The following is a 24,391-nucleotide window of genomic DNA, read 5'->3' as shown; positions in this document are numbered from 1 at the left end:
GCAAGGTCCGCCCCGGCCGACGCCCCTCGTCACGGTCAGGATAGGCCAGGCTTGCGGCCGCATCAATCGGGTCTGCCTCACGCCTGCCACCGCGCCGGCTTGCCCTCGACCTGGGCGTGGAAGAAGCGGCGCACGGCCAGCATGTGCGCGCAGGGGCCGCGGGTGAGCCGGTTGTGGGTGTAGAAGCCGCACTGGCAGGAGCCGCCGACCATGCGGTCGTCGGAATCGAGCTCCACCGCGGGCGTCAGGCTCCGGCCGTCATCCAGCACGGTCCCGCTCAGGCGCCGCCGGTCCCCCGCCTGCTCGACGGACCCGAGGGTGACGAGCCCGGCCGCCAGGAACCGGTCGGCCTTGGCCTCCTGCTCGGAGGCGAAGCGCAGGGCACCCGGCGCCAGCGGCTCCCGGGTCAGCTCCCGCAGGCGGTAGACCCGCTTGTCGAGGTCGAACATGGCGCGGCCCGCCTGCACGTAGCCGCCGAGCGCCGCCTCCACGGTCGACCGGTCGAGGCCGGTCTCGGCGGCGAGTTGCCCGGTCCCGGCGGCGTGGTGGCGCCGGAGCGCCGCGAAGACGCGGGCGGCGGTGTCGGCCTCGACCTCCCCCCGGGGGGCGAGCAGGTCGAACTGCCCGGCCCGGGACCAGTCGTTGGCGGTCCAGCCCGACAGGCCGAGGGTGAAGCGCAGGCCGCCGAAATCCACCACCGCGAAGCTCGGCAGGCCGGTGCCGAGGAGGTGCAGCCGCACCGACCGGGCGAGCGGCAGGGTCCGGGCCAGGATGGCGAGGCGCCGCCGGCCCCACAGGCGGATCTCCGCGGCCTCGCCGCCGCGGTAGATCGAGCGCCGGAAGGTCAGCCGCTCGTTCCAGGGCTCGATCAGCACGCTGACCGGCCGGCCGGGCTCGAGCAGGAACCGCAGGGCGCGCGGGCCGTGGCGCTCCCGGCGCGCGGCGAGGCGGGTCAGGATCGCGTGCATGTCGACCGGGTGCAGGTCCACCACGTGGGCGGGCTGCGCCATGGCGCTCGACACCTGCAGGAAGCCCCGCATCCAGGAATCCGGCAGCTCGATCTTGTCCTCGCGATAGGCGGCCTCGCCGGAGGTCTGGACCGCGAAGCCGGTCGGGTCGATCGCCAGCTCGGTATCGCGGTAGCTGCGGATCTTCTGGAACTCGTCGTAGAGCGCGTGGCTGTAGTCGATGTTGGTCGTGCCGCAGGCCATGTCGCCGATCCGCGCGAAGGTGTCGTGGTCGCAGGACAGGCGCCCGTAGCTCGATTCGTCGAGGCTGAACGCTTCGAAGAAGACCTCGTCCGGATGGACGGTGATGACCGGGTCGAGGACGATCCAGGCGTCGAAATTCTCCCGGTAGAGGTAGTCGAAGTACCGCTTCCGCGCGTCGTAGAACGGCCGCATCACCGCGTCGGAACGGGCCGCGATGTCCCGGTGTTCGGCGCGCAGCGCCTCGATCTCGGCGCGCAGGCTGTCCTTCTCGGCGAGGGCCTCGGCCAGGAGTTCCTGCTCGTGGGCCTGGAGCCACGCGAAATAGGCGGTGCGGTCCTTCGGCTTGAAGCGCAGGTCCGACACGACGACGTGATGCAGGGCCGAGATCGCCTCGCGGAACGGCAGGTGTCGCGCCACCGTCCCGGCGAAGTAGGTCGGCTCGCGCAACGTGTCGGGGACGAAGCCGAGCCGGGTCGCGTCCGCATCCGAGACGGCCCGGCTCTCGCCGAGGTAGCGATGGACGAAGTTCATCGAGCCCCTTCCGAGACGGGTGCCGAGGGAGAGATGGGCCCCCGCACCTCCGGCGGCCGCCGGACGAGAGGCACGGCGAGGCCGGGATGGGCCTCGGCGATGTCGCGCAGCGCCAGGATCGCGGCGCTGCGGTCCCGGGCCGTGCCGCTCAGGGTGAGATCGGCGAAGAGCGGCAGCAGCGCCTCGGCGCGGGCGCGGCTGCGCAGGGCCTCGGCCCGGAGGAAGGTGGCCATCCGGTCCTTGGCGACCCGGCCCCGCAGCACCTGCAGCATCACGATGCGGGCGAGGGGGATCAGCCGTACGAAGGCCGCCTCGCTCGCCACGGCCTGCTCGGTCAGGAGTTCGGTGAGCAGGAGATGCATGGACGGAGCGGGGTGCTCCAGCAGGCGCAGCACCTGCCCCTCCGCATCCTCGGGCCGGAGCCGGCTGCGCAGGAGATGGCGGGCGAAGGCCAGGACCTCCGGCTTGACGCTGTCGGTGACCACGGCGAGCGCCCCGGGCGTCCAGGCAGCCTCCGGCCACGTTTCAAAAAAGCTGCGGGCGAAGGCGAGGGTGTCGGGCCAGTCGCTCTCCACGAGGAGCACGGCCTCGGCCGCCGCGGCCTGGAACCGGGCCGGGTCGGCCGCGAAGGCCGCCATCGCCCAGTCCCGCACCGCCCGGTACGGGTGGCCGCCGAGCCGGGCGATCTGGCGGACGCTGAAGGCCGCGGGGCGCCGGTCGGGCAGGAGGGCGGCGCCGAGGCGGCGGGCGCCGTCGGCGCGGGCCTGCAGCAGGCGCCACAGGGTGCCGTCGTCGAGGGCGGCGCATTCCCCCGGCAGGGCCTCGCGCAGCAGGGCCACGACGTCGGCGGCGTAGGCGTCGTCGGGGGCCGCGCGAAACAGGCTGCCGATCAGCTCCCGGGCGAGGCGGGGAGCGAGACCCGGATCCGCCGCCGCGAGGCGCGCCACCAGGGGCCGGGCGGCCTGCCGGACGGCGCTGCCGGGCCCGCTGGCGAAGGCGACGATCCGCTCGGCGTAGGGTCCGAGCCGCGCGTCGTCGAGACGCGCCAGCAGGACCAGGGCGGCAATCCGGATGTCCTCGGAGCCCGTGCCGATCAGCGCGTCCCAGCTTTCCGGGGGCAGGCCGTCGGCTCCGGCAGGAGACTGCGCCAGGAGCGCGAGTCCGGCCGATCGGACGGCGGCGGCCGGGTGCGCGATCAGGGCGGCGGCAGTCTCGGGCTGCACCGGCAGGTCGTGGTCCGGCCACAGGAGGGGCAGGGCGGCACGTAGGCCCCGGATCGCGGCCGTCGCGGCGGCGTCGGGCTCCGGCGGCATCGCCCGCAGCCACGCCACCAGCCGCGCGACCAGGGGCGCCGCGAGCCCTGGGGGCAGCGCCCGGGCGAGCCCCGGGACCGCCGCCTGGACATCCGGCTCCGGGCTCGTGAGCAGCGCGGCGGCGAGGTCCGGATCCGACCAGACGACCGGCGCCCCGGCCTCGAGGCGCCGCAGGGCAAGCGCCCGCGCCTCCGGCAGGGCTGCGGCCAGCAGCGCCGCCACCAGGGCGGCGAGGTCGGCGGAATCGGCGATCCCGGCGGCGAGGCGCGCCTGGGCGATCTGGAAGGCGAAGGTCCGCACGGCGTCGTGCGGGGCCGCCAGGAGGCGCCCGATCGCGGCGGCGTCCAGAGCCGCGCAGGCCCCCGGGTCCGCGCGCAGCACCCGCAGCCCCAGCCGCGCCACCGGCTCGATCCGCCCCTCCGCGGCGAGGCGGAGCGCCAGGTCCGGACGGGCGCTCCAGAGATCCGGGAAGGCCTCGTCGCGCCGGTCGGGATCGACGGCGCCGGTCTCCAGGAAGGTCAGCGATCCCGTCCGCGGCCGGGCCTCCGGGGCGTGGCGGTACAGGAGCTGGCTCGCCGTCCAGTTGCGGCCGAGCGGTCCCCGTGCCCGCGCCTGCCGGCCCCAGGTCCCGTCCGGCTTGCGCCCCCAGGCGGTCCAGCGGGTCGGGGGGTCGAGATCCTCCGGCCCGAGGGCCAGCAGGAAGCCCGTCGCCAGCGCGGTGAAGGCCGGGTCGCCGACGGCGCCGCGCTTGCGCAGGGCGCGCCAGATCCGCCGCTTCATGTAGGCGCGGGTGGCCGTGGACAGGCCGAGCCGCGCCTCCGGGCCGTGGCGCGCCGCGTCCACCGCGACGTAGCGCCGGAGGTCGGGGACGTAGGCGTGGCTCCGGCCGGCCTGGTACATCGCCTGCGCGGTCTCGAAGCGCTGGGCGGCGGCGCCGAACAGGGCGGCATCGTCGGCCATCTCGGCGTGCTTGAACAGGCGCCGCAGGCCGATCAGGTAGGGCGGCCGCGCCGGCAGCCGGAGGAGGGCGGCGCAGAGCGTCGCGTGCAGCGCGGGCCGCCCCTGGGCAAGCCGGCCCAGCGCCACCAGGGCCGGCCCGACCCGGCCGGGATCATGCCGGGCGAGGCCGTCCAGCGCCCCGCACAGGCCGTCGACGTCGCCCGCCTCGGCCGGCCGGGCGACCATGCCGGGCAGGTCCGGCTCGGCCTCCGGTGGGCGGTACGCCCCGGTGAGCGGGGCGGCCAGGGCGAAGCGGGCGAGGTCCCGGACGACGCTTCCGGGGGCGTCGGCGGCGATCGCGTCCAGGATCGGGCCCGCCTCCGCGCCGGCCGCCCGGGCGAGCGCCCAGACCAGAGCGTAGCTCGCCTGCGCCGGACCGAGGGCCCGCGCCAGGGCGATCAGGTCCGGGGCCGCCGCGGCCAGCCGCAGCTCGCCGATGCGCCAGAGCAGGCGGTCGCGCTCCCGCTCGGGCCAGCGCTGGTGCAGGCAGGCGGAGAGCCGCGCCCGCAGCACGGCCGCGCGCCCGTCGGCCGACGGCTCCGACGCGGCGGAGGGCTCCGGGCCGTCGATCCGCCGGTAGCCGCCGTTGATCTTCGCGACGATCACGCTGTCGAACACCCGGGCCGCCGCCTCGGCGGTGAGGGGCTGGGGTGTCTTGGAGCCCTCGCGCAGGGTCGCGCCGCGCCGGCCGTAGCGTGTGTTGACGAAGTAGCGCTCGGGCGTCCCGAGGGCCTCGTTCTCGATCAGATCGACGTCGTAGACCTTGTCGGAGGTGGCGTCCCGCAGGTGGAGGCGCGCCGCGCGGACGACCCTCATGCCACCGCGTGGGCGTGCGGGCCGCGCGCCGGACGAACGGGATGGCCCAGGCCTGGGCGACGATCGACGGATCCGCGCATTCGGGCTCCTTACGCAACGATCGGGACGGGACGGCCGGCGAATCACGGCGCCCGAAACCGCGGCAAGCTGCCCCAGGGCGCCGGATGGAGCAACCGCGTCCCCACGATTCCGTGATCAGCCCTCCGCCGGCCCGGGATCATCCCGCATGGCGGCGACCCAGAGGGCAGCCCGGGCGAAAGGATCGGGCTCCGCGCCCGGGGGGGCCAGGGCGGCGGCGAGGAAGGCCGAGAGCCGCGCGGCGGTGGCGGGATGCCCCGCCGCCGCGAGGCGCGCCACGAGGTCGGCCCCGCCGGCGCGGGCGTTCGCCGCGAAGGCCCGCCGCCCGGCATGGAGGGCGTTCGCCAGGAGCGCGGCCGCCTCGTCGAGGAGCGTGGCCGGCCCCAGGTCCGGTGCCGGCGGGATCGGGTGGCCGGCGCCGTCCGGGGCGGCGAGGTCGGGCACGACGAGCCGGTCGACCGACACCGACCAGGGATCGCAGACCAGGGCCCCGTCGGCGATCCGCACCGGGCCGGCGACCTGCCGCACCGGTCCCCAGCGCCCCGAGCAGGCGCCCGCGAGGGCGTCCAGGGCGTGCGGCGCGGCGGGGTCGTAGGCGCGGGCGAGATGCAGCGTGCCGCCCGCCTCCGGCAGTTCGACGGCGGCCTGCCACGTCTGGGCGCCCGGTGCCCAGGCCTGTCCCAGGACCGCATCGACGGGGAAGACGTGGAAGGCCTCCAGCCGGTCGCGCGGCCGCAGGAAGGCCGGCGGCCGCTCGGCCAGACGGCGCAGGATCGACGGGACGTCCCGCGCCGCCAGGGGGGCCGGCACGGTCACGCGGGCGTCCCGCGGCAGCAGGGCCGTGCGGCCCTGCGCGCCCCGGCCGAGGGCGAGGAGCCCGTCTGCCCGGCGCCGGGCGACGCTGGTCAGGATCTGGCCCTGGCCGGTGCCCGAGACGGACAGGCCCGATCCCAGGAGCCGCCCGGGCAGGCTGCCGACGAAATCCACCTCGGCCTCGCCCGGCGCGAAATCGCGCTCCAGGGCCAGGAGCGCGCCGGTATCGGTGTCGGCCAGGGCCACCCGGGCGCTGGCGCCGCGCCCGCGGGCGAGGAGCCGGGCGCCCAGGGAAACGAGGCGCGTCCTGCCCATGGCGGTCTCGTAGGGCTGGCCGACGCCGAGGGCGGCCTCCCCGCCCCGGACGCGGCCGAGGAGTTCCGTGGCGAGCGCCAGGACCACGGCCGCGTCGTAGGCGGCGTGACGCCCGGCATAGGCCGCGAGTTGCCCGGCCAGGTCCGCCTCGGCCAGCAGGATCTGCGTGGCGCCCCGCCTCTCGGCCACCCGCCGCAGCCGGACGAGGGCGGCGTCGTGGGCTTCCGGACCGGATACCACCCCGGCCTCCAGCAGGCCGGCGACCACCCGGTCGGCGGCCTCCGCGAGTCCCTCCTCCGCCGGCCCCGCCTCCGCTCCGGCCGGCGCCGCCCCGCCCAGGCGGATCTCGGCGGCGCCCCCGGCCGCCCGGAAGGCGCGGATCGCCAGGGCGACGTGGGCGCAGCCGCCCCCGGCCGCGCAGTCGCAGCGGGCGTAGCCGACCGCGTCGGGCACGAGGAAGCGCACCGTCGCGGTCGGGAGCCGCGCGGCCGGCACGGCGCCGCGCTCCAGCCCGATCGTGATCCCACCCGCCAGGAGGCGCCGCAGCTCCGCCGCCGCCGCGCCGCCGAGCCCCGCCTCGAAGGCGGCGCCGTCGAGGCTGCCGGGATCCCAGGCGACCGCCGCGGGTGCGGCTGGCTGCGCCGGTCCATCCGCGACCGCCGCGGCCCGGTAGGCGACGACGAGGGCGACCCGGTGGCGGCACATCCCGCTCGCCGGGCAGGTGCAGCTGGCCTCGCCCGGGGGCCGGCCGGGGCCGAGCCGCGTGACCGTGCCGTCGGCGAAGCGCGCCTCGACGGTGCCGTCCTCGGCCTCCGCGAGGGCCGGCCCCTGGCCGGCGGCCACCTCGCGCAGCGCGCGCTTCACCAGGCCGGCATTGGCGAGCTGGACGAGGCCGTCATCCGTGAGGGCGCGGAGGTCGGGGCGGGCCATCGCCGCGGCTCAGCTCCGGATCGCGGCGGCGAGCCAGCCGGCGAGTTCGCCGGGCGTCATCGCGGCGATCTCGGCACCGGCCGCCACGAGCCGCTGGGCCATCGCCCGGTCGTAGGCGGGCCGGGCCGCCGAATCGAGGGCCGCGAGCCCGAGCACGCGGGTGCGCTGGCCGGAGAGCGCCCGCACCTGAGCGACCAGGGCGGCCTCGCTCGCGCCCTCGTAGAAGTCGGAGACCAAGACCACGATCGCCCGCTCCGGCGCCGCGATCAGGCCGGCCGCGTAGCGCAGGGCCCCGCCGATATCGGTGCCGCCGCCGAGCTGGACCTTCATGAGCAGCTCGCAGGCGTCGTCGCAATCGCGGGTCAGGTCCACCACCGCCGTGTCGAAGGCGACGAGATGGGTGCGGATGCCGGGGAGCTTCCACAGGCAGGCGGCCATCACCGAGGCGTGGATCACCGAATCGAGCATCGACCCGCTCTGGTCGACGAGCAGGATCACCTGCCAGGGCCGCATCTGCCGCCGGTTCCGAGCGAAGAAGTGCAGCCGCTCGACGGTGATCCGCCGGCTCTCGGGATCGTAGTGGCGCAGGTTGTCGCGGATCGTCCGGTTCAGGTCGAGGTCGCGGGCGCCGGGCAGGCGCGTGTGCCGCCGCCGGTCGAGCACCCCCGAGAACGCCACCGCGAGGTCCCGGGCCAGCCGCTCCATCAGCTGCCGCACCACCTCCTGGACGAGCTTGCGGGCCATCACCAGCACGTCGGGCGCCATCAGGTGCTTGGTGCGCAGGACCGCCTTCAGCAGCGTCTCGTTCGGCGCGACCCGGGCCAGCACCTCGGGGTTCGTGACCACGTCGTCGATGGCGTAGAGCTCGATCGCGTCGCGCTCCAGCCGCTCGATGGTCTCGCGGGGGAAGAGCGTGTGGACCGCGTTGATCCAGCCCGGCACCGTCAGGGTCGAGCCCTCGCGGCCGCCCTGGCGCCGCTCCCCCCGCGCCGTGCCGTCGGCGTCGCGGCCGTAGAGCCAGTCGAGGGCCTGATCCATGGCGGCGGCCTCCCCCGACAGGGCGCAGCCGGCCCCCGCGCAGGCGGACTCCGCCGCCTCGCCCAGGATGAGCCGCCAGCGCGTGACGGGGTCGAGGCTCACCGCAGCCGCGTCCCGGCGAGGAGGCTCGGTCCGCGCAGGAGCTCGCTCGCCGTCACCGGCGCGAGCGCGCCGAAGGTCCGCTGGCCCGGCTCCGTCCGGTTGCTCCAGGGCGAGCCGAGGGTCAGGTCGCCGAGGGTCTGCTCCCGGTCCTCGAACTCCACCGCGCCGGTGAACAGGCCCTCCGAGAAGGTCAGGGATGCCTGGCCCGCCGCGCCCCCCGGGAAGGTGACGGCGCGCTCGATCCACCAGACCACACCGCCATCCTGCGGTGACCCGAGGGGCCAGCCCTTCGCGGCCATGCCGCGCAGGCGGTTGGCCTCCACCACGGTCCCGGCGAAGCGGCTCGTGGTCGATGCGGCCGCCTCGGCCTCCGTGAAGGCGTAGGTCTCGCGGACGAGCTGCGGGAAGGGCTGGACGATCTCGTAATCGCCGAACAGCGCCCCCCAGGCGGCCAGGGCCCCGGGGTCGAGTTGCAGGGGATGGACGAGGCCGATCAGGCCCGGGGCCGCCCCGGTCAGGTCGAGGTCGAGCGGCGCGTCGTCGGCATCCGTGAAGGTCAGGTCCTCCGCCACCCGGAAGGTCAGGCCCGGGCCGGTCCGCGGGTCGGCATCCGCGAAGGTGGCCCAGACGAGGCGCTGGGCGAGGTGGCGCACGAGCGGGTGTGCGGCGAAGCAGGGGCCGAACACCGTCGGCTGGACCCGGCGGGCGCCGGCGAGCATCGCCTCCAGGCGGGCCACCTGCAGGCTCGCCACGGCCCGCGCGTCCTTCTTCAGGGCACCCCAGCGGGCCACCGCCGCCGCGGCCTTGCCGGCATCGTCGGCCTTGGCGGGCTTGGGCAGGTCCTTGAGCCTCTGGCCGGCGGCGTCCCGGACCCAGGGCTTCAGGGTCTCGTCGAACCCGACCCGGAAGCCGCGGGGGCCGAAATCGAGGTCGAGGCCACCGCGCTCGTCGAGGTCGAGGTCGGGGGCGAGCCGGTCGGCCAGCTCCTCGGGGGTGAGGCCGCGGGCCTCGGCGAGCTGGGCGATCTTCTGCCGGGCCTTCTCCTGGAGCCCCTTGAACTTCAGCTTCTCGGCGATGCCGTTGAGGTTCATCAGCGCGACGTCGGTGCCGATATCGACCAGCACGTCGAGTCCGGTGACCGCGCGGGCGTGGGCGGCCTCGCCGGGCCAGCGGCGGATCAGGCGGGTCAGGTCGCGGGCCGTGGCGTCGGTGCCGAACCAGCCCAGCGCGCGCAGGGCCCAGCCGTCCTTCGAGGGCGTCCCGGCGGCGATCCAGGCGGAGAACAGGTCCCACGCGAAGGCCGCGAGGCTCGCCTCGGTGCAGGCCTCGCGGACCATCGGCACGCCGGCATAGACGGCGTCCGGGTTGGTGAAGGACAGCATCTCGCAGAGGGTCAGGATCGCCGCGTCCGGCAGGGCGGTCCCGTCCCGCAGACGCGGGCGGGTCAGCATGGACGGCACGACCCAGGCGGGCGGCTTGCCGACCTTGGCGGGGACGCGGTCGAGGGGATCGCGGTCGAGCACCTGCGCGACCGCCTCTGTCACGTCCGGTGCCTGGTCCGCGTAGCGCGCGGCCACGGAAGTGATGATGGCGCGGCCGTCCGCCCGGTCCTGCGCCAGCACGCGCAGGGCGTGCTCGCCAGCGTCGCGCAGCGCCCCGGGCCGGCCCACGGCGTCGGGCAGCAGGCGGATGAGGGCGGTCTCGGGATGGCGGCGCAGCCAGGCCAGCGCCGGCTCGCGGGCCTTCTTGAGCTTCGTGAGGGCGCGGGCGGCAGGCACGGCGAGACGGCCATCGTCCACCGCCAGGACCGCCGGCAGGAGCCCGACCGGATCGGCCTCGACCAGCCCGACGAGGCCCGGCATCGCCCGCTCGCCGAACCGCGCCAGCATCGCCCACACGATCTCCGGCCATTGCGAGACGTGGAAGCATCCCGCAACGACGCGCGACTGGGCCCAGAGGGCGAGCGCCAGGGGCTCGGGCTGCCGCTCCAGGCTGCCGACCAGTTGGCGATAGGGCGAGTTCGCCCAGTAGCGGCAGGCCTCGTCGATCTGGGCGACGCGGGCGGCGACCCAGGCGATCAGGGCCGGCGGGTCGTCGCGCGGCGGCTCGGAGAGCGCGGGCGGGATCCGGCTCCAGCCCTGCGTCGGATGGGAAAGCTCGGTGGCCGCCACGAAGGCCGACAGCGCCTCCGGGCCGTCGAGGGTCACGGCGTTCCGCGCCCGCCAGTAGCTCGGGGCGACCTCCGGCACCGCGTGCGCGAACGGCGTCGGCAGCGGCGCGAGGGCGAGGACGAGGTCGTCCCGGGTCCGGGCCTTGGCCCGCCAGGGCGGATCACGCAGCACCCGCGGCCAGGCGGCGGGCTCCGCCAGGGGCACGGCGCGGGCCTCCGCCAGGGCATCGAGGATGCCGGCCCCGCGCCCGCCCGACGCCGCGAGCCAGCCGCGGACCGTGTCGAGGCCGTGGATATCGAGCGCCCGGTTCACCCGGGCGCGCAGGGCCGGCTCCGATCGGCCGCCCGCGAGGGCGGCGAGGCAGCGGGGCAGGATCGCGGCGGGATCGGCCTCCAGCGCCGCGTCGAGGGCCGCCGCGACGGGCTTCTCGTGGAGATGGGGCAGCAGGGCCGGCAGCGCGCCGGCCTCCCCCGTCGACAGGATCGCCAGGGCGACCGTCCGGCGCTGGTCGTCGGTGGCGTAGTGCAGCAGCCAGTCGAGGGACGGCAGCGCCGGCTGCCCGGCGGCGCGAGCGACCGCCAGCAGGGTCGCGGCCGCCTCCCCCGCGTCGACGGCGCAGTAGACGAAGTAGAAATGGTAGCTGCGCTTGGTCCGCCAGGGCGCCACCGCGTCCGGCGGCGCATCGGCGAGCAGCGGCACGAAGGCCGTATCGGCCGTCACGTCGATCCCCGCGGAAGCGGCGGCTTCGAGCACGGCGCGGGGCTGGAGCGGGTGCGGGGCGGGCCGGTCGTCGGCCAGGATGAACGCGCAGGCGCAGGCCGCCGGCCAGTCGTGATCCTCGGCGATCCGCGCATTCAGGAACGCGACCGCGGCGTCGTAATCGGCCTCCGGGGCGTGCACCAGGGCGGCCCGCAGGGCGAGGTGGAGCGGCTCCGCCCAGGACAGGCGCTGGTAGGGGCGCGGCGTCTTCGGGGTCGGGCGGCGCCGGTCGGCCAGCCGGGCGACGGCCTCCGTCCCGCCCCGGGCCACGGCGTAGCGAAGGATCGCCTCCAGCGCCCGCCGCAGGATGGCGTCGCCGGTGGCGGCCCGGGACGGATTTCCCTGTCGGCGCGCCTCCGCGGCGTCGACGATCGCGTCCAGCCAAGCGGCGAGGCCGTCCCGGTCCGGCGGCGCCCCGGCGAGGCGCGCGGCCTCGGCATCGCCGAGCGCGGCCGCCAACGGCGCCGCGATCGCCCGCCAAGCCTCCGCCGCGTCCGGGCGCGGACCGGGGCGCAGGCGGGTCGGCAGCGGCACCGCCTCGAAGACCGCGGCCGGGGCGGGGGGCAATGCGGGCTCCTGCGCGGCCGGGTCCGGGGCGGGCTCGGCCGCCGCCGGCGGAGCCGCGACGAGTGCCGTCTCGTCGGTGGCCGTCACGGTGGCCGGTTCGGCGGGGATTTCAGCGGCGCTCTCCGGTCGCTCAGCCGTCCCGGACGCCTGAACCGCATCCGCGGTCCGAGCCGGTGCGGCCGGGGCGGCGGCGGGTGCGGGAGCCGATCCCTCGGCGCGGACGTAGCCCTTGGTGGTCTTCTCGCGGACGAGCTTGTCCTTCTCCTTCACGGCCGCGGCCGCATCGGCGCAGGTCTTGTCCTTGCTCTGGCCCTGGGTGCCGAGGCGCCCGAAGCGGACGGTGAGCGTCGGGCCGGAGACACCGACCTCCCAAAATTTGGCCGCGCTGCCCTCGACCAGCTCGTAGCGTTCCATGGGCTGTCTCCCTCTCACGCGTCGCCGGCGGCGGCGAGCAGGCTCGGCGTGCGCAGGACCTCGCTGGCGGTCACCGGATCGAGGTCGCCGAACCGGTGGGTCGCCGCGGCGCGCCAGCCGGTCTCGGACAGGGTCAGGGTCCGCAGCGTCTGGATCCCGTCGCCCTCCGGGCCGGGCCGGTGCCAGAACCCGTCCTCGAAGCGCAGGACCGCGACGAGGCGGGTTCCGTCGGGCAGCGCGACCGGCCGCTGCACCGCATGGACGTGCTCGCCACCGGTGTCGGTCGACCAGCCCTGGGGCCGCAGGCCGCGCAGGCGGCGGCCGCCCACCCGGATTCCGTCGAAGCGCAGGGTCTCGGCGCCGCCCCGCTCGGCCTCGGTGAACGCGAAGGTCTCGCGGGCGAGTTGCGGGAAGGGCTGGGCGATCTCGTAATCGGCGAACAAGCCGCTCCAGGCCGCCAGCGCTTCCGGGTCGAGGTGCAGGGGATGGACGAGGCCGACCACGCCCTCGGCCGCCGCGACGTCGAGGGCGAGGGCGTCGTCCGCGGCGTCGGTCGGCGAGAGATCCTCCGCGAGGCGGAAGACGTGCCCCGGCGGCGTCGCGGGCGCACCGTCCGGATAGAGCCCCCAGACGAGGCGCCCGGCGAGGTGGCGGATCAGCGGGTGGGCGGCGAAGAACGGCCAGAACACCCCGGGGGCGACGCGGCGCTGGGACGCCAGCATGGCCTCGAGCCGGGTGACCTGCAGGCCGGCGGCGGCTTCCGCGTCCTTGCGCAGGGTCGCCCAGTGCCGGGACGCCGCCTTGGCGGCCTCGGGATCGTCCGCCTTGGTCGGGCGGGGCAGGGCGGCGAGCCGCCGGCCCTCGGTGTCGCGCAGGACGGGCTTCAGCGTCTCGTCGAAGCCGACCCGGAACCGGCGCTCCCCGAAGGACAGGTCGAGCCCGCCCCGGGCGTCGAGGCCGAGATCGGGGGAGAGCCGGTCGGCGAGGTCGACCTCGTCGAGGCCGCGCGCCTCGGCGGCGTCGACGATGGCGGCGCGGGCAGCCTCGCGCAGTTGCAGCAGCGGGCTCTTCTCGGCGATGGCGCTGAGGTTCATCAGCGCCACGTCGGTGCCGATCCCGGCGAGCACGGCGATGCCGGCCCGGCCGCGGGGCTTCAGGCCGGCCTGCCCCCAGGCGCGGATCTGACGGGTGAGGTCGCGGGCGGCGTGGTCGCCGCCGATCAGGGCCAGCGCCTGCAGGGCCCATTCCCCCGTCGCCTTGGCGCCGGCGGCAATCCAGGACTGGAACAGCGCGACCGCGAAGGCGTCGAGGCTCTCCGGCGTGCAGGCGGCGCGGGCCTGCGCGACGCCCGCGTAGGGCGTCAGCGGGTCCGAGAAGGCGAGCATCTCGCACAGGGCGGTGACGGCGGCGTCGGGCAGGGCGCCGCCGCTCCGCAGGACCGGGCGGGGCAGGGCGGCGGGGACCACCCAGTCGGGGAGCTTCGGCGGCTTGGCCGGCACCTGCTCCAGCGGGTCGCTGTCGACCCCGGCGGCCACCGCCTCGGTCACGCCGGGATCCCGCTCCGCATAGGCCGCGACGGCGGCGTCGAGGGCGGCGCGCCCCGCGGGCTCGGCGGCGAGGAAGCGCAGGGCCGCGTCGGCGGCGTCGCGGTCCGGGCCGGCGGGCCCGAGGGTCTCGGGCAGGAGCCGCAGCGCCGCGGTGCGGGGATGGGCGCGCAGCCACGCGGCCGCGGCCGGCCGGAGCTTGCGGGTGCGGTGGAAGACCCGGGCGGCGACCGGGGCGAGGTCGGCGGCGTCCACCGGCTCGACCTCCGGCAGGAGCTGCGCCGGATCCGCCGCGACGAGGCGGACGAGGCCGGGCACGGCCCGCTCGCCGAAGCGGGACAGCATCACCGCGATGGTGCGCCGCCACGCCACGTAATGGGCGCGCTGCGGCCCGGTCTGCTCCCACAGCATCAGCGCCAGGGGCTCGGGCTGCCACCCGACCATCCGGAACCAGGGCCCGTAGTTGAAGTAGAAGAAGCCCGTGAACTGCTCGCGGGTGAGGTCGAGCCGGCGGTCGAGCCAGGCCAGGGCCGCCGCGGGATCCGCGTCGGCGGCCGGCACGGGCTCGGCCGGCGGCGGGATCGGCATGTCGTAGAGAGCCTCCGCCTCGGTGGCGCAGATCCGCGCCGCGAGGTCCGTCATGGCCTCCACAAGCGTTCCGGCCTGGAAGTAGAAGGTGCTGCGGTCGAGGGCCTGCTCGGGGTCGAAGCCGTGCGCGAAGGGCGTCGGGATCGGCGCCACCACCCGTTCCGGCCGGGCGCGCGCGGCCCCGCGCCGCCGCCAGGGCGGGTCCCGGAGCACGGGCGGCAGGGCCTCCGGCGCCGCCTGCGGCCCGCTGCCGGCGGCGAGCAGCCGGTCCAGGCGCCCCGCGCCCCGGCCCCCGTCGGCCGCCGCCCAGGCGCGGGCGGTCTCATGTCCGTGGCGCTCGGCGAGCGTGACGACCCGCGGGCCGAAGGCGGGCTCCCCCTTGCCATGGAGCGCCCCGAGATAGGCCCGCAGCATCCAGTCGGGGAAGGCCGCGTCTGCGGCGTCGAGGGCGTCGCGGACCAGCTTGGTGCCCACGAAGGGTAGGAGGGCGTCGAGGGCGTCGGCGGCCCGGGTCTCCAGGAGCGCCCGGGCGATGAGCGTGCGCTCGGGGCCGACCGCTCCCTCCAAGAGCCAGACAAGGGCGGGGGTGGCCGGCTCTCCGGCCGCGTCGGCGCTGGCGATCACCGTGGCGGCGGCCTCCTCGGCCCCGACATCGCAGGTCGCCAGGGTCGCCCGGTGGAACGGCGCGGCGTACCAGGGCGCGGCCTGGCTCGGCGGCACGTCGACGATCAGCGGCAGGGCGGCGTGGGAATTGCCGTAGGCCTTGGGATCCGGCGGGTCGCAGCGCCCAAGCACCGCGCGGGCGCAGAGGGCATGGTCGGCGCCGGGCCGGTCGTCCGCGAAGACCGCCGCGAGCCAGCGGGCGAGGGTCGGCTCCGGCTCCGCGGCGGCGAGCCGGAGGGCCGCCTCCAGGGCCGCCGCGTATTCCGTCTCGGGGGCGGCGGCCAGGGCGGCCCGGACGCCGAAGGCGGTGGGCATGTCCCAGGCCGAGACCGGCAGGGAGCCGTACCGGCCGGAGGGGCGGGGCTGCAGCCGGTCGAACAGGGCCACGAGCGTCCCGGTGCCGGAGCGGGCCACGAGCCAGCGGGCGAAATGGGTGAACGCCGCCCGGGCCGCCGGCCCCTGCGGGCCGGGCTTGGCACCCCAGAGGCGCTGGTTCAGCGCCGGGCAGGCCGCCTCGAGCTGCTCCAGCCAGTGCCGGGCCGCGGCGTGGTCGGGGGCCGGCGGCGCGCCGTCGAGCCGGGCGGCGAGGGCCTCGGCCGGCGCGCGGGCCTCGTCGGGAGCGGTTTCCAGCAGCGGGCGGATCCGCGCCGCGAAGGCCGCCCAGTCGGCGGCGGCGTCGAGGGGCGGCCCGGGGCGGGTGCGCGTGGGCAGGGGCGTGCCGGAGAAGATCGGGGCGCCGCCGGTTGCCGGGGTGCAGCGCGCCTCCGCCCGGGCGGCGGGGGCCGGCGAGGCCTCGGCGGCTTCGGAATCGGCGGCCCGGGCAACCGTGGCCTGGGCAATCGTGGCCTGGGCTGTCGCCCCGGCGGCCGAAGCCGGTGCGGCGTCGCCGGCCGGGCGATAGCCCTTGGCGGTCTTCTCCCGCACCAGCCGGTCGAGCTCGACCCGAGCCGCCTGCGCGCTCGCGAAGCTCTTGGTCTTGGACTGCCCCTGCGTGCCGAGCCGGCCGAATCTCACGATGAGAACGCTGTCCTCGGTCCCGGCCTCCCAGAACTTCGCCGATGATCCCGCCGTCAGCTCGTAACGCTGCATGCAGTCCTCTCCCCCGTGGCGCGGCGGTAAAATTTTCCTTGTCGCGTCTCAGGTCAACCCGTAGCGGGCGAGCCGCGCGGCGACCCGCGCCTCGCGGGCCAGGGCCTCGGCCTGATCGGCCGGGCGGGCGCGCTGGCGCATCCAGGCCAGGGCCTCGACCTCGGCCCGGGCCTCGCCGAGGCCGCTCCGGCGCAGGATCGCCACGGCGATGCGCTCACGCTCCCGGGGCGGGAACCACGCGAAGGCCATCCGCAGGGACGGCAGCGCCCGCAGGAAATCCTCATCGCCCCAGGCGGCCACCAGCCCCTTGACGGAGGCGAGGGTGGCGTCGGCGGCGATCTCCTCGCGGGCGAGGGCGAACAGGCCGGCGAGGAAGTCGCCCAGCGTCGCGGGCAGGCCGAAGCGGCGCAGCCGGGACAGGGCGGCCTCCGGGTCCGAGCCGGCCGCGCCGCAGGCGACCCGGAAGCCGAGGGCCGCCCCCGCGAGAGCCGGGGGCGTCTCCGGGTCGGCGAGGCGCCGGCCGAGCATGGCGGCGAAGGGCGCGCGCAGCTCGTCGAGGCCCGCAACCTCGGCGCCGACCTCGCGGAACAGGTCGCGGCAGGCGAGGAGCAGCGGGATGGCGCCGAGCCCCGCGCGGGGCTCCCGGATGCCTTCGACGACGAAGAGCGCCCGGGCCGCCAGAGCGGCGCAGAGGCGGGCGAGGGCGGGCCGCGAAGGCGCGAAGGCGTCGCCGAACCGGTACAGCCGCACGATCCCGGCCCCGGCGGCGCCCAAAGCGGCCACGTCGTGCGCCGCCGCGATGCCGGCGCTCAAGCGGGCCAGCAGATCGCCCTCCAGGGTCAGCCCGGCGAACAGCGCGTCGGACAGGGCCCCGGTGAGAACGGCGAGGGAATCCGGCGCCGCCTCGACCCGGGCGGAGATCCGGGCGGCGGCGGCCATCTCCAGGGTGCCGCCCCAGAGCGAGGCCTCGATCAGGGCGCCGAGCCAGTGCGGGTGGCGCACGAGCGTGAAGCGCTCCCGCGGCAGGCCGGGCTCGGCGCGGTCCGGCCCCTCGCGGGCGATCCCCGGCAGCCCGAGCAGCGCCAGCCGGTGCAGCAGGTGCGCCCGCGCCCGGTCGCCCGGCTCGGCCCAGTCGAGGTCGATGCTGCGGCGCGCCGGCCCCGGCTCCAGATCGGCGGCGCGCAGACGCTCGGCGACGTCGGCCACCAGGGGCGGCTGCCGGGTGCCGGGAGCGAGGCGTCCCTCGCGCCGGCCGGTGAGCGCCCGCAGCATCGCGGCGAGCGCGGGGTGGCCGGGCGCGGCGCCGCCGCCCGCCCAGGCGGGCGGGCGGTCGAGGGCGTCCTTCACCAGGGCGGCGAGAGCCGCGTCGATCAGGTCGGCGCGCAGGATCGCCGGATGGGCGCGCAGCCGGGCGAGGGCCTCGGCATGGACCCGCCAAGCGATGCGGTCGGCGGTGGAGACGACCTGCCCGGCCTCGCGCAGGGCCGCGGTGATCGCCGTCATCGCCCAGTCGGCCGCGGGGGCGAGACCCGCCTCGGCCACGCGCTCGTAGTAGCCCGGGGCCGGCATGCCGGCCGCGTAGCCCGAGAACCGGTCGAGCCGGAGATAGGCGTAGGGCACCACGTAGCTGCCGGTGCGCAGGTCCGGCTCCGGCGGCGCCGGCTCGGGCCGGGTCCCGTCCGCCTGCGCGGCGTGGCGCCGGACGGCGTCCGCGTGCCAGCCGCCGCAGACGAGGACCACCGGCCGGTCGCCGGCCGCCCGCAGGGCGTGGGCCGCGTAGGCGCCCATGAAGCGCTCGCGGGCCGCCTCGGCGGGATCGTCCGTGCCCGGCGGGCGCAACAGGGCGAAGTAGCGGTCGAGCCGGGCCGGCAGCTCCGCCTCGGAGGCCGCCTCGGCGAGGACATCCCAGAGGGCGTCCTGGTCGGCGACGCCGAGGGCGGCGGCCAGCGCCCGCTCGGCGGCCTCGGCGCGGGCCCCGTGCGGGTCGGCGTAACGGTTGGCGCGGCGTCCGAAGGCCGGGTCCCAGGCCGGCAGGTCGCAGAACAGCGTCTGGGCACCGACCGCCCGGCCCGCCTCCAGCGCCTGCCATTCCGGCGAGAAGGCGCAGAACGGCGTGTAGGAGGCGGCGCTGCCGGTCGCATCCGCCCGGAACGAGAAGATCGCCACCGGCAGGTCGTGGCCGAGGGCGAGGTCGGGCAGGTGCGGGTTGAAGTCCACCGGACCCTCGATCAACACCAAGGCCGGCCGCAACGCCGCGATCGTGCGCCGGACGAGCCCGGCGCAGGCCGGGGAATGGTGGCGTACGCCGATGACGGTCAGGCGGCCGGAATCCGGCGCGGGACCGCTCATTGCGGGGTGAGGAGGTGCCGCGCCGCGTAGAGCTGGCGCCACGCCGCGCCGGAGCGGCGGCTGACGCGCTGGTCGAGATAGCGGCGCAGGCGGGCGAGATCCTCCGCGTCGTCCTTGGCGGCGGTGCCGGCGAGGCAGGCGACGATGTCCTCCGGCTGGCCGGCATCGCCCCGCAGGAAATGGCCCTTCACCCCGATGGCGTGGGCGACGCTGACCGCCTCCGCGGTGCTCATCACGGAGGAGAGCCGCTCCATGCCGGTGCCCTCCGTATCCACGGCCTCGCGCAGTTCCCGGAAGCAGGTCACGAGGAGTTCGAGCACCTCCGGATCCGGGCTGCGGGGCACGCCGGAGCGGGCCAGAAGCGCGGTGGCCTCGCGCTGCACCAGGGCGAGTTCGGCCTCAAGATCGGCGATCGGGAACACGGTCTCGAAGCCGAACCGGCGCTTGAGGGCCGCCGACATCTCGTTCACGCCCCGGTCGCGGGTGTTGGCGGTGGCGATGAGGTTGAAGCCGTCGCGCGCGTAGACCATCCCGTCCGCGCCGGTGAGTTCCGGCACGGCGAGCACCCGGTCGGACAGGACCGAGAGCAGGCTGTCCTGCACCTCCAGCGGGCAGCGGGTCAGCTCCTCGAAGCGGACGATCCGCCCCGCGCTGAGGCCGGTATGGAGGGCGCCCGGCACCAGGGCGCGGGGGCTCGGCCCCTCGGCGACGAGCAGCGCGTAGTTCCAGCCGTAGCGGATCTGGTCCTCGGTCAGCGACGCACCGCCCTGGATCGTCAGGGTCGAGCACCCGCTGATCGCGGCGGCGAGGAGTTCCGAGAGCAGGCTCTTGGCGGTCCCGGGCTCCCCGATCAGCAGGAGGGCGCGCGAGGTCGCCAGGGTGACCATGGCCCGCTCCACCAGCGCGGGCGCGCAGACCACCTTGGCGGGGGTCGCGCCGTCACCGCAGATGAAGCGCCGCACGGCCTGGAGCGAGAGCTGCCAGCCGGGCGGCCGCGGCGCCGAATCCTCGGCCCGCAGGCGGGCGAGTTCCGCAGCGTGGACGTCCTCGGCCGGGGGTCTCTGACGCGCCTCGCGATCGCCGCCCGCCCGCACCGCCTTCGCCATGCACCCGTCCCCTGCCGTCGCGCCGATCCTGTCGGCGTGTCCTGCGATCGGCAGAGCATGCCCCGGCACGGGCATGTCTCTCAAGCGCCTCCGAGCATCTCCGAGCATCTCCAAGCATTGGTGGCCCAGCGCATGCGTCCGGCCGGCCCGCACGGCACCGGACGGGCCAGAACGGATGTCTTTCCGAGAGCGTCTACATCGACACCAAGCACAACGTCAGGATCGCGATCTCGAAGACGATCCAGCCACCGAAGACGACGACCAGCTCCCAGTCGGTTCTCTCTTTGGTCTTGGCCAAAGCGTACATGTTCGACCTCCTCGCGCAGCCCGAGAGGCCACAAGCGAATTCAGTCACCACGATAGGACGCGACGTATACGAATATTCAATCAGATTCTGCTGTGGATTGCAATTGTTCAAGCCCGCGCAAGCCCGAAGATAAATCAATACATCACTCCGCGAAACGCGCGCCGCGCCTTCTCGGACGCGGAAATATTGCATCGCAGCAAGTATTTCCCCGCAGGCCCGGCGCTCGCGCAACCCCGATCCCGGGGACGTGAACGGGATCCGTCCGGCCGCGTTGCTCCCGACAGGCCCGGGAGAGGCAGCCTGGGGAAGCGTTCCGAGGATTCACACATGAAGACGTTGATCAGCCTGACCGTCGCGGGCCTCCTGGCGACGGGCGCGGCCGCCACGGCCGCGGAGAATACCGGCCCCCGCATGCAGGGCTCGCCCAATGCGGCCGGCTATACAGGCAAGGACGAGACGGGGAAGGGCGCGACGACGGGGACGACGACGGGCACGACGACCGGATCACCGGGCTCGGAGATGCCGAAACAGGACGGCCGGATGAAGGGACCGCCGAATGCGGCCGGCTTCCAGCCGGGCGGCGACAAGGCCGGCGGCGCGGCCGGAGCCCCGGACCGTCGCTGATTCGCCTCATGCCGGGGCGGGATCCGGCCCACGATCCCGCCCCTGAAGCCGGAGCCCCAGCCGCGACAGGCGGGGGCGGCAACCGGACGGGCCGCGCAATGCGGCGGCCCCATGGAGCACGGCGCGCGCAACGATATCCCCGCCACGGCGACGGCGATCGAAGGGCGGGGCCGCGATGGCCCAGGTCGAGGCGGAGCCGGTCGCAGGGCCCTGATGAAGGCCGTCGACCTGCCGGAGACGCCGGGATTCGAGGACGGGGGCGCCGTCCCCCTGCGCGCCCGGGCAGCGAACGTTCTGCCCGTGAAGCCGTCGCGGCACCGCGGCGGCGCATTGCGGCGGCATCGCGGCGGCAGCATGGCCGGGGCTTGTGCCGCTGCGGCGGCCCCGTCATCCAGCCGTCATCGGGCCGGCCTAGGGCGGCGCCTCCCGCCCACCCGACCGGCTATGCTCACCTGATGGATTGGTCCGACCTGCCCGAAGACATCCCCCCGTCGTCGGCCGCCGACGCGAGCCGGATGCGGCTGTACATCACCGTCGGGCTGATCGGCATGGGGGCTCTCGGCATGGTCGGCGGGATGCTGCACATCCTCCCGGCCTGAGCGAGACCGCCGCCGCCCCGGCCCGGCCCGTTCGGTCGCCGCCCGGATCGCGGCGATCCGGCCGCCGATCTCGTCCGTCGTCCGGGCGGCCATTCCGGCGGTCACCTTCGCCGCGGCGACCACGGCGAAGCCACGGCCCGCCTCACCGGCGCGGGCGGCCTCGATCGGGGCGACGCCGCATCATTCAGCGAACCAGGATCGATCCCCCGCACCAGACCGGCGCCCCCCTGCCGCAGGAACCGGAAGGTCCCGGCGGGCAGTGCGTCGCAGCGCGGCTCCATCGGCTGGACGACGCTGCCGCCGGGCCGGCGGCAGGCTACCGGACGGGATCGGGCAAGGCTGAAGCCGCAGCGCCGGGGAGGCGATCCCGGCTGCTTCCATGCAGATCGCCCGATGGCAGCGCCACGGGAGGTGCCCTGAGAGGCCGGGATCGACACCCGCGGGTGCCGCTGCCGAATCCCGGAGGTCATCGCGGCTCCAGAGCGCCCGCCGGAGCCGGGGCACGCGGTTCGGAGCCCGAATCCGCTCAGGCCGCCAGCTTGAGAACCCAATCGTAGAAGTCGGTCCAGGTCTCCGACGGGGTCGGCGGCTCTGTGCCCGACGATTTTCCGGGTTCGATCGCGACCTGCGCGCGGACATCCCGAGGGGCGCAGCCGAACTCTGCGCGGAAGGCCTGGGTGAAATGTGCGGGGCTCTCGAACCGCCAGCGATACGCCACATCGGAGATGCGGGCGAAGCGCCCGTCGCCGGCGGCGAGGTCCCGATAGGCGCGGGCGAGCCGGCGCTGCCGGATATAGCCGGACACGCCCCCGAGGGGGACGAACAGCCGGTACAGGGCGCTGCGCGAGACGCCGAACCGCTGCCCGATCGCCTCGGCGGTCAGGTCCGTGGACGCAAGCTCGGCCTCGATGAAGCGCCGGATGGCGACGAGCAGGGGGGCCCGCTCGAGTGGCTGGACGCCCCCATCCTCCTGCGGCAGGCCCAAGGCCGCCACACCGAGCAGCGCCGCCGTGGCCTCAGCTGCCGCAGCGGCCTCCGGCTCCGAGAACCCGGTCGCGTGCGTGCTGAGGGAGCGCAGGTGGTCGGTGAGCATCCGGCCGAACGGCGTCGCACCCCGGATCACCGCCCCGTGCAGGGTGTCGAGCGCGCTTTGCCGGACGCCGAAGAGCGGCCGCGGCAGGACGACCGTGATCGCCTCGTAATCCGTGGAGGCGGCGGAGAGGGGCCGCGACAGGTCGAACAGGCAGATGTCCCCCGGCGCGCAATCCTGCTCCCTGCCGCTGACCGCCACCCTCGATTGTCCGGAGACACGCATGTGGGCGACGATGTGATCGACGCCCATCCGGGCCACCAGGCCACGCTCGCGCACGAACCGGAGCCCGGAGGCGCGGGCGCTGCAGACGATCGCGGTGCCGAGGTGCCGAACCCGCGACTGACCGCGGAAATCGGACAGATCTTCCTTGCGGATCGTGAAGTCCCAAAACGGCGCGACGGCGTCGCGCCAATCGTCGGCTTGACGATGACCGGGGCTCTCACCCGTGAGCAGCAGGATCGGTTTTGGTCGCATCGCCCGTGTTGTGGTCCGGACCGCGCACATGGCATCGGCCCCGCCGCCAGTATGGCGATTCCTGCTGCTTAGAAAAGTGGCACTCCGTTCCAAACACCGGACTCTGCGCTCCGGGCTCGTCCTGTCCTGCGGGATCCGGTACCGGAGGTGGAACGTCCCGCAGGCCGGTCGGCCGCGGGACGGGACGGGACACGGTTGTGAGGATCGCGGACTGCGATCCTGATGGTCGAGCCCCGTTACCGTCCGCTCGGGGCTGCGCCGCTGCCGGTGGCACCGTTGCCGGTGCTGTTGTCGCCCGCAGGGGCGCCGGGGGACGAGGTGTTGCCGTTGGGCGTGCTCTGCGCGGCGGCTATCCCGGCGCTGCCGGCGACGAGGGCGAGAGCGAGCAGGGCGGATTGAACGGTTCGGCTGGTCATGGCTCTCCTGGATCCCGATCGGATTCTCGACGTGCCGGCCCATGCCGGCTTGCCTTCGAGAACCGCCCCCGGCCCGCCCTGTTCCCGCCCGGACGGGAGCGGCGCGAATCGGCCGCGGACCTCGGGCATGCCCGTGCAAGCATCCAGACCCGGAATGCGGCCGCGCTGCCCGGCTCGTGGATCGGGCAGCCGTTGTGCTCGGCCCGGAAGCCGGCCGAGCGGGGATAGACCACTCGGCGCGCGCGCATGATTGCGCCGAGCGGACGATGGGCGGCGAGGTCGTGCCAAGGACGGAGGACGAGGCCGTCATCGCGAGCCCGCGCCTTCGCGTCGCTCCAGGCCTCCTGACGCGGCACGGTGATGCGCGCCACAGGGGGCGATAGGGGCTCTCGGCCTCGGGCCAGGGGACCGAGGCGTCCTCGACCGGCATCGTCTCGCAATTGGTGAGGAGTTGAGCCCAGATTTCCCAGACGCCCGCCTGCGCGGCGAAGAAGGCCGCGACCGCCTCGCGCAGGCCGTTCGGCTGGCCGTTGACGTTCAGGGCGGCGCCCGTGAGCGCGGTCAGTTCGGGCGAGACCGGCGCCACCGCGACCTTCGCGACGTAATCGCCCCAGCGCAGGGGCGCCTGGCTGTAGAAGGTCTCGCTCAGGATGTGGGTTTCGGGATGACCGCCGAGGGCGATGACTGTCGGGCTTTTCGTGCCGAGTCCCTCAAGCACCGCTTCGACGCCGCGCAGCAGGGCCGAGAAGCCCTTCTTGAACACCTGCGGGGTGTCGGTGGCACTCGCCGGCAACGCCGAGATTCCTGATGGCGAGGCCCCGGGGTGTCGACACGCTGTCGTCGAGGATGTCGCCGGGATTGGTCGAGAAGCGCAAAACCACATCGTGGCGCTCCGGCGCCGCGAAGGCGCCCTGGGCGAACGCGGGGGACAGTCCGGGCAGCACCTCCAGGGAGCCGACCAGCAGGCCGTGCGCCTTGGCATGAACCCCGCGCACCGCGTGGCCGTCATCCTTCAGGGTGATGCCCTGGATCTTGGCGAGTTGCTCGACCATGCCCGCCTGGACCACCGCCTCATCGGGCTGCGGAGCCTCCAGGTCGGGCGCGTAGCGAATGAAGGCGGTCATGGGCCTCGGGGAAGACTCGGGGGCGCCGGGCAGCGGATCCGAGCCGCAAACCGTTCGGATGCAGGCCGTTCCGGGCATTTAGGGCGGCGGGAGCTGCTGGCCGCGCCGTTTCCGCCGGGAACACCCGGCAGCCCCCCGAGCTTGTCCGAAGGTCGAGACTTGGGGCGTGGCGTGAAGGTGTTCCGGATCATGCAGGCGGCGACGGGGGCGATCCTCTGGATCGGCTCCGCGCTCGATCCCCTTGCAGCCCTCGACGCGATGGCGCGCGCAGCCGGCTTCCGCGACAGCACCCGGATCCCGAGCCACCTGCGGGCCGGAGGCCTCCATGTCGAAGAGGTGGAGGTCTGAATCCGCGCCG

General features: G+C 75.6%; 14 protein-coding genes. 3 read left to right on the top strand and 11 right to left on the bottom strand.

The annotated features are described in order from the left end of the window. Positions 1-77 precede the first annotated feature (77 nt). The 8 genes from ABIC70_RS18345 to ABIC70_RS18310 form a co-directional block, all read right to left on the bottom strand. Positions 78-1,742 (bottom strand): SWIM zinc finger family protein, encoded by a 1,665-nt coding sequence (locus ABIC70_RS18345; RefSeq protein WP_354440474.1) that lies wholly within the window; start codon positions 1,740-1,742, stop codon positions 78-80. Continuing rightward, a complete protein-coding gene (locus ABIC70_RS18340) occupies positions 1,739-4,870 on the bottom strand; it encodes a hypothetical protein (RefSeq protein WP_354440472.1) in 3,132 nt (1,043 codons plus the stop codon). The genes ABIC70_RS18345 and ABIC70_RS18340 overlap by 4 nt, the downstream gene beginning before the upstream one ends. Positions 4,871-5,065: 195 nt before the next feature. Further along, entirely contained in the window at positions 5,066-7,006 is a 1,941-nt protein-coding gene (locus ABIC70_RS18335) for a YehQ family protein (RefSeq protein WP_354440470.1), read from the bottom strand. Positions 7,007-7,015: 9 nt separating this feature from the next. Beyond that, positions 7,016-8,146 (bottom strand): VWA domain-containing protein, encoded by a 1,131-nt coding sequence (locus ABIC70_RS18330; RefSeq protein WP_179698528.1) that lies wholly within the window; start codon positions 8,144-8,146, stop codon positions 7,016-7,018. Further along, on the bottom strand, positions 8,143-12,057 hold the full coding sequence (locus ABIC70_RS18325; RefSeq protein WP_354440468.1) for a DUF4132 domain-containing protein: 3,915 nt from the start codon (positions 12,055-12,057) through the stop codon (positions 8,143-8,145). Before ABIC70_RS18325 ends, ABIC70_RS18330 begins: the two co-directional genes overlap by 4 nt. Positions 12,058-12,071: 14 nt before the next feature. Beyond that, positions 12,072-15,941 carry a DUF4132 domain-containing protein gene (locus tag ABIC70_RS18320; RefSeq protein WP_354440466.1) on the bottom strand — a complete coding sequence of 1,290 codons (3,870 nt, stop codon included), beginning with the start codon at positions 15,939-15,941 and terminating at the stop codon, positions 12,072-12,074. Positions 15,942-15,989: 48 nt separating this feature from the next. Continuing rightward, positions 15,990-18,290, bottom strand: a complete 2,301-nt coding sequence (locus ABIC70_RS18315) for a DUF5682 family protein (RefSeq protein WP_354440464.1) — start codon at positions 18,288-18,290, stop codon at positions 15,990-15,992. Next, positions 18,287-19,396 (bottom strand): ATP-binding protein, encoded by a 1,110-nt coding sequence (locus ABIC70_RS18310; RefSeq protein WP_043382316.1) that lies wholly within the window; start codon positions 19,394-19,396, stop codon positions 18,287-18,289. Before ABIC70_RS18310 ends, ABIC70_RS18315 begins: the two co-directional genes overlap by 4 nt. Before the next feature lie 634 nt (positions 19,397-20,030). On the opposite strand from ABIC70_RS18310, the gene ABIC70_RS18305 reads away from it, so the two are divergent. Together ABIC70_RS18305 and ABIC70_RS18300 are read left to right on the top strand one after the other, a co-directional pair. Further along, positions 20,031-20,327: a hypothetical protein gene (locus tag ABIC70_RS18305; protein ID WP_043355801.1), complete on the top strand. Its 297-nt coding sequence runs from the start codon at positions 20,031-20,033 to the stop codon at positions 20,325-20,327. Between the two features lie 455 nt (positions 20,328-20,782). Next, the gene (locus tag ABIC70_RS18300) at positions 20,783-20,926 is read left to right on the top strand and encodes a hypothetical protein (RefSeq protein ID WP_167380411.1); all 144 of its coding nucleotides are present in this window, start codon (positions 20,783-20,785) and stop codon (positions 20,924-20,926) included. 526 nt (positions 20,927-21,452) lie between these two features. Here ABIC70_RS18300 and ABIC70_RS18295 read toward each other — a convergent pair. The 3 genes from ABIC70_RS18295 to ABIC70_RS28400 form a co-directional block, all read right to left on the bottom strand. Beyond that, complete coding sequence (locus tag ABIC70_RS18295) at positions 21,453-22,493, bottom strand: AraC-like ligand-binding domain-containing protein (protein ID WP_287091227.1); 1,041 nt, start codon at positions 22,491-22,493, stop codon at positions 21,453-21,455. Between the two features lie 236 nt (positions 22,494-22,729). After that, positions 22,730-22,909, bottom strand: coding sequence for a hypothetical protein (locus ABIC70_RS18290; RefSeq protein ID WP_043355788.1), 180 nt, complete (start codon positions 22,907-22,909; stop codon positions 22,730-22,732). Positions 22,910-23,619: 710 nt separating this feature from the next. Further along, positions 23,620-24,033: a catalase family protein gene (locus ABIC70_RS28400; protein WP_244447758.1), complete on the bottom strand. Its 414-nt coding sequence runs from the start codon at positions 24,031-24,033 to the stop codon at positions 23,620-23,622. A gap of 159 nt (positions 24,034-24,192) precedes the next feature. On the opposite strand from ABIC70_RS28400, the gene ABIC70_RS18280 reads away from it, so the two are divergent. Then, entirely contained in the window at positions 24,193-24,381 is a 189-nt protein-coding gene (locus tag ABIC70_RS18280) for a hypothetical protein (protein WP_148311233.1), read from the top strand. The last annotated feature ends 10 nt before the right edge of the window (positions 24,382-24,391 follow it).

Origin of the sequence: Methylobacterium sp. 1973 (assembly GCF_040545035.1) — a bacterium.
Lineage (GTDB): Bacteria > Pseudomonadota > Alphaproteobacteria > Rhizobiales > Beijerinckiaceae > Methylobacterium > Methylobacterium fujisawaense.
This window is presented reverse-complemented; position numbering and strand designations above follow the sequence as displayed.

What these genes read in the sequence shown, in the direction of transcription:
- ABIC70_RS18345 (WP_354440474.1), bottom strand. Translation starts at nt 1,742, where the DNA reads ATGAACTTCGTCCATCGCTACCTCGGCGAGAGCCGGGCCGTCTCGGAT.
- ABIC70_RS18340 (WP_354440472.1), bottom strand. Translation starts at nt 4,870, where the DNA reads ATGAGGGTCGTCCGCGCGGCGCGCCTCCACCTGCGGGACGCCACCTCC.
- ABIC70_RS18335 (WP_354440470.1), bottom strand. Translation starts at nt 7,006, where the DNA reads ATGGCCCGCCCCGACCTCCGCGCCCTCACGGATGACGGCCTCGTCCAG.
- ABIC70_RS18325 (WP_354440468.1), bottom strand. Translation starts at nt 12,057, where the DNA reads ATGGAACGCTACGAGCTGGTCGAGGGCAGCGCGGCCAAATTTTGGGAG.
- ABIC70_RS18320 (WP_354440466.1), bottom strand. Translation starts at nt 15,941, where the DNA reads ATGCAGCGTTACGAGCTGACGGCGGGATCATCGGCGAAGTTCTGGGAG.
- ABIC70_RS18315 (WP_354440464.1), bottom strand. Translation starts at nt 18,290, where the DNA reads ATGAGCGGTCCCGCGCCGGATTCCGGCCGCCTGACCGTCATCGGCGTA.
- ABIC70_RS18310 (WP_043382316.1), bottom strand. Translation starts at nt 19,396, where the DNA reads ATGGCGAAGGCGGTGCGGGCGGGCGGCGATCGCGAGGCGCGTCAGAGA.
- ABIC70_RS18305 (WP_043355801.1), top strand. Translation starts at nt 20,031, where the DNA reads ATGAAGACGTTGATCAGCCTGACCGTCGCGGGCCTCCTGGCGACGGGC.
- ABIC70_RS18300 (WP_167380411.1), top strand. Translation starts at nt 20,783, where the DNA reads ATGGATTGGTCCGACCTGCCCGAAGACATCCCCCCGTCGTCGGCCGCC.
- ABIC70_RS18295 (WP_287091227.1), bottom strand. Translation starts at nt 22,493, where the DNA reads ATGCGACCAAAACCGATCCTGCTGCTCACGGGTGAGAGCCCCGGTCAT.
- ABIC70_RS18290 (WP_043355788.1), bottom strand. Translation starts at nt 22,909, where the DNA reads ATGACCAGCCGAACCGTTCAATCCGCCCTGCTCGCTCTCGCCCTCGTC.
- ABIC70_RS28400 (WP_244447758.1), bottom strand. Translation starts at nt 24,033, where the DNA reads ATGACCGCCTTCATTCGCTACGCGCCCGACCTGGAGGCTCCGCAGCCC.